This window comes from Marinovum sp. 2_MG-2023, from assembly GCF_030548265.1.
Lineage (GTDB): Bacteria > Pseudomonadota > Alphaproteobacteria > Rhodobacterales > Rhodobacteraceae > Marinovum.
The window spans coordinates 52,192-64,937 of sequence record NZ_JAUOSD010000005.1; the positions used below are offsets into that span (position 1 = coordinate 52,192).

11 protein-coding genes are annotated in these 12,746 nt (G+C 61.3%); 7 read left to right on the top strand and 4 right to left on the bottom strand.

Features of this window, described 5'->3' with window-relative positions:
* Positions 1-35 precede the first annotated feature (35 nt).
* The 4 genes from Q4577_RS07755 to Q4577_RS07770 all read left to right on the top strand — a co-directional run bounded on the left by Q4577_RS07755 (position 36) and on the right by Q4577_RS07770 (position 6,010).
* The gene (locus tag Q4577_RS07755; protein ID WP_303469158.1) at positions 36-3,398 is read left to right on the top strand and encodes an adenylate/guanylate cyclase domain-containing protein; all 3,363 of its coding nucleotides are present in this window, start codon (positions 36-38) and stop codon (positions 3,396-3,398) included.
* On the top strand, positions 3,376-4,257 hold the full coding sequence (locus tag Q4577_RS07760; protein ID WP_303469159.1) for a class I SAM-dependent methyltransferase: 882 nt from the start codon (positions 3,376-3,378) through the stop codon (positions 4,255-4,257). Before Q4577_RS07755 ends, Q4577_RS07760 begins: the two co-directional genes overlap by 23 nt.
* 8 nt (positions 4,258-4,265) lie before the next feature.
* Positions 4,266-4,661, top strand: a complete 396-nt coding sequence (locus Q4577_RS07765; RefSeq protein WP_303567610.1) for a DUF3307 domain-containing protein — start codon at positions 4,266-4,268, stop codon at positions 4,659-4,661.
* Positions 4,662-4,804: 143 nt separating this feature from the next.
* Positions 4,805-6,010, top strand: a complete 1,206-nt coding sequence (locus Q4577_RS07770; RefSeq protein WP_244688062.1) for an LL-diaminopimelate aminotransferase — start codon at positions 4,805-4,807, stop codon at positions 6,008-6,010.
* Positions 6,011-6,042: 32 nt separating this feature from the next.
* Here Q4577_RS07770 and Q4577_RS07775 read toward each other — a convergent pair whose 3' ends face one another.
* From Q4577_RS07775 to Q4577_RS07785, 3 genes are read right to left on the bottom strand one after another with little or no spacing between them, the layout of a single operon-like run.
* Positions 6,043-7,635 carry a tripartite tricarboxylate transporter permease gene (locus Q4577_RS07775; RefSeq protein ID WP_303469161.1) on the bottom strand — a complete coding sequence of 531 codons (1,593 nt, stop codon included), beginning with the start codon at positions 7,633-7,635 and terminating at the stop codon, positions 6,043-6,045.
* On the bottom strand, positions 7,635-8,291 hold the full coding sequence (locus tag Q4577_RS07780) for a hypothetical protein (protein WP_303469162.1): 657 nt from the start codon (positions 8,289-8,291) through the stop codon (positions 7,635-7,637). Before Q4577_RS07780 ends, Q4577_RS07775 begins: the two co-directional genes overlap by 1 nt.
* Positions 8,248-9,201 carry a tripartite tricarboxylate transporter substrate binding protein gene (locus tag Q4577_RS07785; RefSeq protein ID WP_303469163.1) on the bottom strand — a complete coding sequence of 318 codons (954 nt, stop codon included), beginning with the start codon at positions 9,199-9,201 and terminating at the stop codon, positions 8,248-8,250. The genes Q4577_RS07780 and Q4577_RS07785 overlap by 44 nt, the downstream gene beginning before the upstream one ends.
* A 109-nt stretch (positions 9,202-9,310) precedes the next feature.
* On the opposite strand from Q4577_RS07785, the gene Q4577_RS07790 reads away from it, so the two are divergent.
* A complete protein-coding gene (locus Q4577_RS07790; RefSeq protein ID WP_244688071.1) occupies positions 9,311-9,784 on the top strand; it encodes a MarR family winged helix-turn-helix transcriptional regulator in 474 nt (157 codons plus the stop codon).
* A 163-nt stretch (positions 9,785-9,947) separates the two neighbouring features.
* Here the strand turns inward: Q4577_RS07790 and Q4577_RS07795 are convergent, their stop codons facing one another.
* Complete coding sequence (locus Q4577_RS07795) at positions 9,948-11,270, bottom strand: aspartate aminotransferase family protein (protein WP_303469164.1); 1,323 nt, start codon at positions 11,268-11,270, stop codon at positions 9,948-9,950.
* Positions 11,271-11,369: 99 nt separating this feature from the next.
* Here Q4577_RS07795 and Q4577_RS07800 point away from each other — a divergent pair, with 99 nt between their 5' ends.
* Entirely contained in the window at positions 11,370-11,687 is a 318-nt protein-coding gene (locus Q4577_RS07800; protein ID WP_303469166.1) for a hypothetical protein, read from the top strand.
* Positions 11,672-12,643, top strand: a complete 972-nt coding sequence (locus Q4577_RS07805; protein ID WP_244688075.1) for a TAXI family TRAP transporter solute-binding subunit — start codon at positions 11,672-11,674, stop codon at positions 12,641-12,643. The genes Q4577_RS07800 and Q4577_RS07805 overlap by 16 nt, the downstream gene beginning before the upstream one ends.
* Positions 12,644-12,746 lie beyond the last annotated feature (103 nt).

Below are 12,746 nucleotides of genomic sequence, written 5' to 3' on the forward strand. Positions count from 1 at the left end.
TCCAAGCGAAACAAGCGCCATCGAAAGGAGGTCACTTGCAAGTTGAAGATTGGCTTCGTGGTCATGGGCTTGAGAAATACGCCGCCCGGTTTCTGGAACACGACATCGGGCTTGATGTTCTGGGGACATTGACCGACGCCGACCTGCGCGAGATCGGCCTGCCGATGGGCGCCCGCAAACGTTTGCTGCGGGCGATTGGCCGAGAGCAATCAATCGCCCCAAGCCCACCGGCCAAACACAACGACACCCAATCCCCCGCGACGTCACACCCGGGCGGCAATCCCGCGAATGCCGCCGATGGCGAACGTCGTCAGATCACGGTGCTGTTCTGCGATCTGGTCGATTTCACCGGGCTGGCGACCGAAATGGATCCCGAAGATCTTGAGGTGCTGATGGCGCGGTTTGTCGACATCTGTCGGCAGACGGTGTTGCTGTGGGGCGGGCATCTGGGCAATTACCTTGGCGATGGAGTGCTGGTGTATTTCGGCTGGCCTCAGGCCTATGAGGACGCGCCACAACGGGCGGCGCATGCCTCGCTTGAGCTGGTGCGGGCGGTGGGGAAACTGCGCGGCCCGTCCGGGCGACCGTTGCAGGTGCGGGTTGGCATGGCAACCGGGCTGGTCCTTGTCGGGCGCAAGCTGGATGCGGGCACCGGGCAACTTGAAACCGTCTTTGGGAAAACCCCCAATCTGGCCGCCCGGCTTGAGGCGCTGGCCGATCCCGGAGAGGTGCTGATTGATGCGGCCTCGGCGGAATTGCTGCCGAACCCGCAATTCCGGCGCAGCGATCTGGGCGCGCGTCAGGTCAAGGGATTTGCTCGTCCGGTGGGGGTTTGGCGGCTGGACACGGCACAGCGTCATGAAACCTCGGGCGCTTCGCCCGCGGCGCGGTTGGGCGGCGAGCCGATTGAAGGCCGCGATGGCCCCCTGTCCCGACTAGAGGATTGGTGGCGCGGTACGGCTGCGGGCGGCGGTCTGCGGTTGGTGGCATTGGTGGGCGAGGCGGGGATTGGCAAAAGCCATCTGGCCGCGCATTTCATGCGTAATTGCAAGGCAGAGGGCGCCGTCGCGTTTGAATTGCAATGCTGGCCATATAACGACAATGCCACGCTTTATCCCTTTGTGGCGTGGTTGTACGAACGGGCGGGCATTTGCCCCGATGCACCCTTGGACCAGCGTCGGGCGGCCTTTGTCGATTTGGCGTTGCGCGGCGGGGTATCCCCCTATCTTTATCTTCAGGGGCTGGGGGATCTGCTGGATCTGGCACCACCGCCGAAAGGCCAGACCACCGACCAACGCCAGACCGCATGGTTTGCCGCAATCGTCGACGACATTCGGGCGCTTTGTGCCGGTGGTCCGGTGGTGATGGTGATCGAGGACATGCATTGGACCGATCCGCTGACCGATCAATTTCTGTTGGCGTTGGCTGGATCCTGTCAGGATCTGCCGCTGATGATATTGGCCACGTCACGGCCACAGACCCGCCCGGCCTGGCAATCGTCGGACACCAGCCGCACGTTGGAATTGTCGCGGATCGGGCGGTCGGCGGCGGCGCGGATGGTGGATCAATTGGCCGTTGGCCGGGTGCTGGCCGATGATATTCGGACCCAGATCGTCGAAGCCTCGGACGGGGTGCCGTTGTTCATTTCGGAACTGACCCGCGATCTTCTGGCGCGCAGCGGCAACACGGTCCAGCCCAATGGGGCATTGACCATTCCCGCCACGCTTCAGGGCGTGTTGTCGGCCCGTCTCGACAGTGCGGGGTCTGCCAAACCTCTTGCCCAGATCGCAAGCTGCATTGGCCGGGCTTTTGATACGGGGCTGCTGGCCCGCGTGCTGGGCGCGGCTCCGGCTGATCTGCGCCCCAGTCTGGCCAAGCTGGAGGAACTGGCGCTGATCGAGCCGGTGGACCTTGGCGATACGCGGTATCTTTTCCGCCACGCGCTGATTCAGGAGGCGGCCTATCAATCGCAGCCGAAATCGCTGCGTCGCCAGCGCCATGGGGCGATTGCCGATGTGCTGAACGACAATTCCGGCCATGATGTGCGGCAATTGGCCAACCATCTGACCGCAGCGGAACGTTTTGATGCCGCCATTGCCCGCTGGCAAGAGGCTGGCGATCGGGCCGTGCGCCGGTCCGCCCAAAGCGAAGCCATTGAGCTTTACAATCGCGGGCTTGATCTGGTGGGTCATCTGCCAAAGGGGCGCGACACCGATCTGCGGCATCTGACGCTTTTATTGGCGCTGGGTCCGGCGGTGTCGTCGCACGATGGATATGGCGCGGAACAGGTCGGGGCGGTCTATACCGAAGCGGCGGAACTGGCCGATCGTGTGGGCACCGCATTGGACCGGTTCAAGGTGCGCCGTGGCCTGTGGCTCTATTATCAGATGAGCGCGCAATACGTTGGTGCCGAAGAGGTAGCGCAACATATGCTGCAAAGGGTCGATGAAGACGGGTCTGACCCGGCCCTCGCACTCGAGGCGAACCGGGCCTTGGGGGCCACGGCCTTCATGCTGGGGAAACTGACCTTGGCGCGCCGGCATCTTGGGCTGGCAATTGACGGCTATGCAAGCGGCGTCGGTTCCGGCAATACCGCGCTTTATGGCGATGATCCGGGGCTGGCCTGTATGGCGTATCTGTCATCGACGCTTTGGTATCTGGGCGAACCGGATCAGGCCGGGTTCTGTGCCGATGAAATGCTGGAGATCGCCCGCCGGATCGGGCATCCGTTTTCCATGGCGCGGTCGCTGACCTTTGCGGCCTTTACCTTTCATCTGATGCGCGATTTTGACCGTTTGTTGCCCATCGCCAAACAGGCCGCCCGCCATGCGGACCGCTATGAATTTCCATTTCATGCCGGGGTCGGGCGTATTCTCTGGGGGTGGTGTCTGTGCCAACAGGGCGCGCGGGCGCGCGGCTGGGAGATCATGAAGCAGGGATATGCGCAATATACCGCCTCTGGCAGCCATATGTTGCAGCCGTTGTATTTCACCCTGATGGCCGGCATTGCCCGGGACCGTGGCAAACCGGACGAGGCTTGGGATTTTTCGCAAAAAGCGTTGGAGCGGCTGCGGTTGACGGGCGAAGACCTGGTGCGGCCCGAAGTGCTGCGGGTTCAGGGGGAGTTGCTCGCGGAGCGTGGCGAGATCGCTCAGGCGCTTGCCATGTTCAATGAGGCCGCCACATTGGCGGATGCTCAGGGGGCGGTTTTTTGTGCGTTGCGCGCGCGGGTCTCTGCGGTGCGGGTCGACCCGACACAGGCGCAGGATCTGGCGGTGGCCCTGGCGGGTTATCCGCCGACGATGGAAGTGCCCGATGTGCGCGATGCACGCGCGGCATTGGCGGCGGTTCACGAACAAGAACAGGACAGCACACATGGCGAACACCGCCACCCATGACATTTGGAATGGCCAATCAGGACGTGATTGGGCGGATAATCAGCGTGCCTTGGATATTTTCCTGCGTGACGCAATGGATCAATTGCTGGCCGGCCTGCCGCTGACACCCGGCGCAAATGTGCTGGACATCGGCTGTGGTGCGGGCACGCTCAGCCTGCGCATGGCGGATCAGGTGGCAGAGACCGGCGCGGTCCTGGGGCTTGATGTGTCCGAGCCGCTGTTGCATTTGGCACGCAGGCGCAGCGCCGGGCGCGACAGCCCGAGCTTTCGCAAACTCGACATTCAGACCGATGATCTGGATCAGCCGGGGGCAAAGTCACCAACAAGGTTCGATCTCTGTGCGTCGCAAATCGGCATGATGTTCTTTTCCGATCCGGTCCGGGCGTTGCGGCGCATTCGCGCGCATCTTTGCCCCGGTGCCGTGATCGCGTTCAATGGCTGGGGGCAGGACGACAACCCTTGGTTTTCCCTGCCGCTGAAGGTGGCGGAACGCCATCTTGGGCCGTTGCCCTCTGCACCGGCCAGCCCCGCCCCTGTCAGCCCCGCCCCGCCGCCGGGGCCCTTGGCTTTTGCGGATGTGACCTATGTTACAGGCTTATTGACCAAAGCGGGTTATGATGAGGTGACCGGCCAGCGCCGAACCATCGCCATCGGCCATCCACAGGGGCTTGCTGCGCTTATGCAATCGCTTTCATATGTCGGGCCGATCTCGACCCTTTACCGGTTGAAACAGCCGGACACCGCGCAGCGCGATGCGATCGCCGCGGAGATTCAGGCTGAATTCACCAGATATATCCTGCCCGATGGCAGTCTCGAAATGCCGGGAGCGATGATGTATTACAAAGCAATTGCGCCGTGATGGACGACATGATCCTGACACTGGTGTTGTTGGCAGGGTTGCAGGTCAAACATCTGCTGGCGGATTTCGTCCTGCAAACGTCGTTCATGCTGGCGGGAAAAGGCCGCTATGGCCATATTGGCGGGCTGTCCCATGCGGCGCTGCATGGGGTGTTGAGCTTGCCGATCCTGTTGCTGGCGGCTGGGGTCTTTGCCGGGCCGTCCCTTGGTCTGGTGCTGTTGATCGTGCTGGTCGAGGTGCTGGTGCATTATCATCTCGACTGGGCCAAGGAACGATGGGTGCGCCATCACGCGGTAACGGCGGCACAACCGGGGTTTTGGCGGGCCATCGGGATTGATCAGAGCCTGCATCAATTGACCTATCTGATGATGGTTGCGGCGATGCTGTCGGGGTCGGCGGATTGAACAGACCGGGATTTGGGGGCGCGATGGGCCGGAACGGATCTGGATTCCTTGCCATCTAACGGGCGGGCGGCGCAAAACGGGCTATCAACTGGTGGCGGGGGGCGTTATGCCGATGGCATCTGTCCTCAAATCGTGAAAGTGCCATGTCAGACGAATTCTACCGCCTCAGCCTGTTGCCGCCTTATGTGATCGCCGAAACCAATGCGATGCGTGCAGCCGCAAGACGCGCGGGCGAAGATGTGATCGACCTTGGCATGGGCAACCCCGATCTGCCGCCGCCGCAACATGTGATCGACAAGCTGGTCGAAGTGGCGATGAAACCCGATGCGCATGGCTATTCCCAGTCCAAGGGCATTCCCGGCCTGCGCCGCGCACAGGCGAATTATTACGGCAACCGTTTCAACGTCGACCTTGATCCCGAGACCGAGGTCGTGGTGACCATGGGGTCAAAGGAAGGGCTGGCAAGTTTGGCCACGGCGATCACCGCGCCGGGCGATGTGGTGCTGGCCCCCGATCCGTCTTATCCGATCCACACCTTTGGTTTCATCATGGCCGGCGCGACGATCCACGCGGTGCCAACCACGCCGGATGAATTCTATTTCGAAAGCCTGGAAAAGGCGGTTGCCGATTGCCGCCCACGGCCCAAGGTGCTGGTGGTCAATTATCCGTCCAACCCGACCGCTGAAACCGTCGATCTGGCGTTTTACGAACGGCTTGTGGCCTTTGCCCGTGAAAACAACCTCTATGTGGTGTCCGATCTGGCCTATTCGGAACTTTACTACGATGGCAACCCGACCCGGTCGATCCTCGAAGTGCCGGGCGCCAAGGAGGTGGCGGTCGAGTTCACTTCGCTGTCAAAAAGCTATTCCATGGCTGGCTGGCGTATGGGGTTCGCGGTGGGCAATCCCCGGCTGATCGCGGCGATGACGCGGGTGAAATCCTATCTTGATTACGGTGCGTTCACCCCGATTCAGGCTGCCGCCTGTGCCGCGTTGAACGGCCCACAGGATATCGTGGCGCAGAACCGCGAACGCTATCAGAAGCGGCGTGATGTGCTGGTCGAGAGCTTTGCGCGGGCCGGTTGGGACATTCCGGCACCTGCGGCCTCCATGTTTGCCTGGGCGCCGTTGCCGCCGGCGCTGGCGCATTTGGGCTCGCTTGAGTTTTCCAAGCAGCTCCTGACCCACGCCAAGGTCGCGGTGGCCGCCGGTGTCGGCTATGGCCCGCGCGGCGAAGGTTACGTGCGCATCGCCATGGTCGAAAACGAACAGCGCATTCGCCAGGCCGCGCGCAATGTGCGCCGGTATCTGCAATCGGTTGGGGTCAACACGCCGACACAGGGCGAATAATACGCAAAGTTGCACTTGGTTGGGCAAGGCGGCTATGGCCGCTGTTGCCCTGCCGATCTGCGCAGTGACAGCCCCACCGACACCACCGCCAATGCCATGAACAGCGCAGCAATCGGATGGGTGAACAGGAACCAGGCATCGCCGCCGGTGGCCGAAAATGCCTGACGCGCCGTATCTTCCAGCCGTCTGGCCAGCAAAAAGGCGATGACAAAGGGCAACGGCGACATGCCGACGCGGCGCATCAGATACCCCAAAACACCAAAGCCGATGGCAAAGCAGATTGCGATCATTCGCGGATCTTGCACATAGATCACCGTCAGGGTCAGCAACAAAACCATCGGCATCAGGAATTCCTTGCGGGCGCGTGCCATCACCCCCGCCATCCGCATGAACAGCCCGCCAATGGTCCAATTCATCAAATTGGCCAGCATCATCATGGTAAACAGACCAAAAGCGACCACAAGTTCCGGGTTGATCCGGTCGGGGGGGATGCGGAACACCGCTGGGCCGGGGTTGAAGCCGCCGATGCTTTCGGTGGCCAGGATCAGAAAAACCGCAGCGGCATTGCCGGGAATACCCAAGGACAACACCGGGATCAGGTTCGCGCCCGACACTGCGCTGTTGGCGGCCTCGGTTGCGGCGATGCCCTCCGGGGCGCCTTTGCCAAAGGGCAGGCGGTCGGGGTGTTTGCGGGCATGACGGCGTGCGCCAGAGGTATGGCCAAGCGTCGCCGCCAGCGTTGACCCAATGCCCGGCAGCGCCCCCACGGCGGTGCCAATCACCGCTGACCGCGCAATATAGGGCGCGATACGGCGCAGATCTGCCCGGCTCAACGCCGCGTGATCGGTGGGCTTTGGGGCCTTGGGTGCGTCCGGCCTGTGGCGATCGCGCCGCAGATCGTCCAGCGATTTGAACACCTCTCCCAGGATCAGCACCCCGAGAACCGCAGTGGTGACCGGAAACCCCCGCGCCAGCGATTGGGTGCCAAAGGACAGCCGGGGATAAAAATCCTCGCCCGTGCCGATATAGGCGGCCATAAGACCCAGCCCCATGGCAATCAATCCCTTGCCAACCGAGTTCCCGATCACCGACGCGACAAAGGCCAGCGACAGGATCAGCAATGCGGTTTTTTCCGGCAGGTCGAGATAGCCTTCGATCACCACCGCCAGAAACGGTGCACACAGGATCAGCACCACATCCGAAAAAGTGTCACCCGTGGCCGAGCTGACATGCGCGATTTTCAGCGCTTTGCGGGCCTGTCCGGCGCGGGTCATCGGGTGGCCGTCAAGCGTGGTCAGATAGGCATCCGGCGTGCCGGGGGTATTGAACAGGATTGCGGGCACCGCCCCGCCCAATGTCGCCCCCTTCATCACCCCGATCAGGAACCCCATGACCGGCAACAGCGCATCGGGGGTAAAGCCGAAGGCAGAAATCAAAAGCGGCAGGGCAATTGCCATGGCCATCGGCCCGGCCAGCCCCGGTGTCGCGCCGACAACAATCCCCAGGATGAAACCCGCCACCACCATCAGCACGGTGATCGACACCGAAAGACCAAAGAGATCAAAGGCCTCTGGTCCCTGAAACACCGCCAGAACACCAAGCCAGATGTAATCGGTCAGTCCCATCAAAGATCGCCATTTGGCGGCAACAGCAAACCATCTAGCGGCAGATCGAACAACAGCGCCAGCGCCAGAGAGGTCGCCAGGCCAAGGGCCAGATGGCGCGGGCGCCAGCCACCTTCGGCCCCTGCCATCAGGGCTGCGGCGATAAAGGTTCCGCCGGTCAGGTAGCCGATGTATTTCCACGGGGCGGTGTCGCGCAGGCTGCGATAGTTGAGATCTGCCGCAACAAAGGGGTCAGCCAATGCCACCGCCAAGGGCCCGGCCCAGCGCATCAACACCAGCCCCAGACCACAGATCGCCAGAAAACGCAGCAGAAACAGCAGGTGACTGCGCTGCAATCCGGCGGCGGGTTCCCCGGGTTTCGCTACGAGGCTTTGCAGCAAGAGGACACATCCGCCCAAGCCGATAAAGCCGGCGGCCAGTGTCGGCGCCAGCGCATCGCCCAGGGTGATCCGGCGGCGCTGCACCTCTGTCAACCCGGTGCCGCTGTCCATCGGTATCCAGATCAGCGCAATCACCGCCGCCAGGGCGGTACACCCCAGGCCAAGCCACAGTTGATCGGAAACAGCACCGCGCCGGATCGGCGCGGGCTCTGACTTTGCGTCGTGCAGCGGACTACTCCGCTTCGACCGTGGCCAGCAATGCGCCCGCCGCGTCATACCCTTTGGTCACCAGCGTCTGCGCCGCATCACCTGCAATCACCGTGGCACCGCCAAAGGCGGCGGTGATCATGGCGTTGGATTTGTAGCCCTCTGTGGATACGACATCGGAAATAGCCTCCGCCAGCGCATCGCGGGTCGCGGTTGGCATGTCCTTGGGGCCGATGAACAGGAAATAGCCATCGGCGTTAAACGGCACGCCAAGGTCGGCAAACACCGGCGCGTCCGGCGTCTGGATCAGCGGGGTCGACAGCGCCGAGGCCAGATTGACCATTTCGCCGGCGTCGACCGCCTTGCCCTGAATGCCGGCCATGAATCCCAGATCCATATCGCCCGCGATCACACCATTCATCACTTCCCGGCCGCCGCGCACCGACACGATATTGAATTCGACGCCCTGTGCCTCACCAACAAGATAGGCAAGGTCGGCAAGTTTCGGGGACATCACCCCAAACCGCAGTGTTTCGCCGGATTTGGCCGCGGCAATCACGTCGGCAAAGCTGGTCCAGCCCTTGGTGCTTGGGGCAACGACAGCCATCTGGAAGCTGGATGTGGTGGTAATGGCGGTGAAATCATCGGGGGTCATCCCGGCATCCGCCACACGCATGTTGTAGCCAAGCGTTTCCGTCACAACCATGCCAATGGCCGTGCCATCCGCAGGCATGTCGTGCAAAGCCTTGGCCAGATTCAACCCGCCTTTGCCGGTGACCTGCTGCGGGATCAATTCCCAGCCCAGCTTGGCCTCCAGATCCTCGGCAATCAATCGCGCCTGGGTGTCGGCACCGCCCCCCGCAGCAAAGGCGATCATCAATTTGACCGGACCCGAGGGTGACCAATCCGAAGCATGGACCGACGTTGTCAACGCTGCGACGAAACCGGTTGCGGCCAGAGCTTTGATAAACCAAGTCACGAGATATTCCTTTTCTGCGTTCTTGTGTGATGCAAAAATTTGTTGATGCATCAACGGCGTCGGTGTTCTATTTTAACATTTGCGGACCGTAGGCGTTATGGAGAGATAAATGCCACCAGAAGATCTAAAAGTTGTTGATGACACCCCCAATGCGCCGATCAGCTTGCATCAATATGTCACTTACCGGATTGCCCGCGTTCACGCAAAGCTGAATGCACAGGCCTCGCGGATTCTGCGCGAAGCATCGGGCGTGACGGTGACGCAATGGCGGGTGATTGCCCTGACCGGGGTGGCGGGCACAACGCGGCTTTCGGTCTTGGCGCGTGAATCCGCATTGGACAAAGGATTGCTGAGCCGAAACCTCAAGACATTGATCGCTGATGGCATTGTTTCGGCGCGTGTTGATGAGCATGATCACCGGGCACAAATCCTGAAGCTGACGGCAAAAGGTCAGGAGATCTTTGAAAAAACCCTGCCGGTCACTCAGGTGCGTCAACGCAGGCTGCAAGCGGATATTTCCGAAGAAGAAATGCGAGTGTTCCGCAATGTTCTGGATAAACTGGAAGTGGCGGCAGAGGCATAAAGCGCCCGGACCCTTGCGCTATTTGGCGTGATCCGGGGCTTGTGATCTGCGCGGCCACCGCAGCCGTCATTGCACACTGGATATTGCACATTGGACTGCGGACATTGGACTGCATTGATACCGGCCGCCCACGGTGCAGAAGTCGTATCTCTCCGCGACAGCGTTATTCCAGAACTGTCGCCAGACTGCGCGATAGCTTGTCCACCAATTCGCCGATCTGATCGTCGTTGATGATAAACGGCGGGGCCAGCAGGATATGATCGCCCTCTACGCCGTCAATCGTGCCGCTCATGGGATAACAGATCAGACCATTGGCCATTGCGGCCTTCTTGAAACGCGCGGCCACCTGTTTTTCCGGGGCAAAGGGGGCCTTGGTGTCGCGATCCGCCACCAATTCGATGCCGCGAAACATGCCGCGCCCGCGCAAATCGCCGACATGCGGGTGCTGGCCGAATTCGGCCTCCAATGCCTTGCTCAATTGGGTGCCCATCTGCATCGCCCGCGCCGCCATGCCGCCCTCTGTCAGTTTGGTCACCACCACATCGGCAGCCGCACAGGCAACGGGATGGCCGATATAGGTGTGACCATGCTGGAAAAATCCGCTGCCGGTCTCGATTGCGGCATAGATCGCACCAGAGCACAGCATTGCGCCAATCGGTTGATACCCGGCGCCCAGACCTTTGGCGATGGTCAGAATATCCGGGCTGACACCATCCTGTTCACAGGCAAATACCGTGCCCGTCCGCCCCATGCCGCACATCACTTCGTCCAGGATCAAAAGGATGCCGTGGCGATCGCAGATCTCGCGGATGCGTTTGAAATATCCCTTGACGGCCGGCACCGCCCCGGCGGTCGCCCCGACAACCGGCTCTGCCAGAAAACCGATGACATTTTCCGGGCCCAACCGCTGAATTTCGGTTTCCAGCTCGTCAGCGGCGCGCAGCCCATAGCCTTCTTCGGTTTCGCCAGCCGCACGCAGGCGGTATTCGTAACAGGGGGCAATATGGCTGGCGGACACCATCACCGGGTCAAATGGCGCGCGTCGCCACATATTGCCGCCGGTGCCAAGCGCGCCCAGCGTGTTGCCATGATAGCTCTGTCGGCGCGCGATGAATTTGGTGCGCTGCGGCTGGCCGATTTCGATCATGTATTGCCGGGCCAGTTTCAGGGCGGATTCAACCGCCTCTGACCCGCCAGAGCCGAAATAGACCCGGTCCAGCCCCTGTGGCGCGGCATCAATCAACCGATCCGCCAGCGATTCGGCGGGGGCCGATGTGAAAAACCCGGTATGGGCAAAATCCAATGTGTCCAATTGGGTCTTTATTGCGGAAATCACATCCGGGTCACTGTGGCCAAGACAGGACACCGCCGCCCCGCCAGATCCGTCAAGATAGGCCTTGCCCTGACCATCATAAAGGTAGATCCCGTCGCCGCGAACGGCTGTTGGCAGGGTGGCGCGGCAATGGCGTGGAAACACATGGGACATAGGTCACCTCCGGCTGGTGTTCAATCGAACCAAAAAAACCGCAAGTTGACAATGCCGGAAACAACGTGAACATTCCCCCTGTACCTGGTGGAGATTGTTTTGTCCCTGACCATCGAGCCGCGCTCAGCCAATTGTTATGCTATGTTGACCGGTGCTCTTTGGCAGCTTTCTGAATTTGGGGTCGTGTTGGCGATCGTGCCAATTCGACCACCGGCAGTGGACAGCACGCACATCTCGGCCATCAGCACCCGAACCCCGCAGATCAAGCGGCGCACCGGTGTGACGCAAAAGACAGGATATGCGCCAGCGCCTATCCTGGGATCGAAGGTAAGAGCCGCGCTCCGGCACAAGATCGGGACCGGCAGCCCAGATGCCTATCCAATCCAAGAGGGAGAAACTCAATGTTTTCACAACTGAAACTCACCGCCGCAGGCATTGCCGCCGCGGCTGTCCTGGCGCCCGCTGCGCTGGTGGCTGAGGAATTCATCACCATCGGCACCGGCGGCGTGACCGGCGTGTATTACCCGACCGGCGGCGCGATCTGTCGTCTGGTGAACAAGGGCCGGCGCGATCATGGCGTGCGCTGCTCGGTGGAATCGACCGGCGGGTCGGTTTACAACATCAACACCATCCGCGAAGGCGAGCTGGAATTTGGCGTGGCCCAGTCGGACTGGCAGTACCATGCTTATAACGGGTCTTCGTCCTTCTCTGACGCGGGTGCGTTCGAAGGTCTGCGGGCGGTCTTTTCGGTTCACCCCGAACCCTTCACAGTGGTGGCCCGCGCCGACAGCGGCATCGCATCCTTTGCGGATCTCAAGGGCAAGCGGGTCAATATCGGCAACCCCGGTTCCGGCCAGCGCGGCACAATGGAAGTGTTGATGGAGGCCATGGGCTGGTCCACCGATGATTTCGCTTTGGCAACCGAGCTGAAGGCAGCCGAGCAGTCAGCGGCGCTTTGCGACAACCAGATCGACGCCATGGTCTATACCGTGGGTCACCCGTCGGGGTCGATCCAGGAGGCGACAACCGCCTGTGATTCCGTCCTGGTGGAAGTGTCCGGTGATGCGGTCGCGGGACTGGTCAACGACAACCCGTTCTATTCGGTCGCCACGATCCCCGGCGGCATGTATCGCGGCAATGATGCCGACACCACCACGTTTGGTGTGCGCGCAACGTTTGTGACCTCTGCCGATGTGTCGGAAGATGTGGTCTACACGCTGGTCAGCGGTGTTTTTGAAAACTTCGACGATTTCAAAAGCCTGCACCCCGCCTTCGCCAATCTGACCGAAGCGGAAATGGTCTCTGCCAGCCTGTCGGCGCCGCTGCATGATGGCGCGGCCAAATACTACAAGGAAAAAGGCTGGATCGAGTGATCTGCGCCTGATGACGTGACAAAAACCGGGGGCGTGCGCGTCCCCGGTTTGCCGTGCTTACGAACCAAACAAGGTCTGCCGGACAACGGCAACAGGGGGTCAG

Excerpts from the sequence above, each read along its gene's own strand:
- Q4577_RS07760 (WP_303469159.1), top strand. The coding sequence starts at position 3,376 with ATGGCGAACACCGCCACCCATGACATTTGGAATGGCCAATCAGGACGT.
- Q4577_RS07765 (WP_303567610.1), top strand. The coding sequence starts at position 4,266 with ATGATCCTGACACTGGTGTTGTTGGCAGGGTTGCAGGTCAAACATCTG.
- Q4577_RS07770 (WP_244688062.1), top strand. The coding sequence starts at position 4,805 with ATGTCAGACGAATTCTACCGCCTCAGCCTGTTGCCGCCTTATGTGATC.
- Q4577_RS07775 (WP_303469161.1), bottom strand. The coding sequence starts at position 7,635 with ATGGGACTGACCGATTACATCTGGCTTGGTGTTCTGGCGGTGTTTCAG.
- Q4577_RS07780 (WP_303469162.1), bottom strand. The coding sequence starts at position 8,291 with ATGACGCGGCGGGCGCATTGCTGGCCACGGTCGAAGCGGAGTAGTCCG.
- Q4577_RS07790 (WP_244688071.1), top strand. The coding sequence starts at position 9,311 with ATGCCACCAGAAGATCTAAAAGTTGTTGATGACACCCCCAATGCGCCG.
- Q4577_RS07795 (WP_303469164.1), bottom strand. The coding sequence starts at position 11,270 with ATGTCCCATGTGTTTCCACGCCATTGCCGCGCCACCCTGCCAACAGCC.
- Q4577_RS07805 (WP_244688075.1), top strand. The coding sequence starts at position 11,672 with ATGTTTTCACAACTGAAACTCACCGCCGCAGGCATTGCCGCCGCGGCT.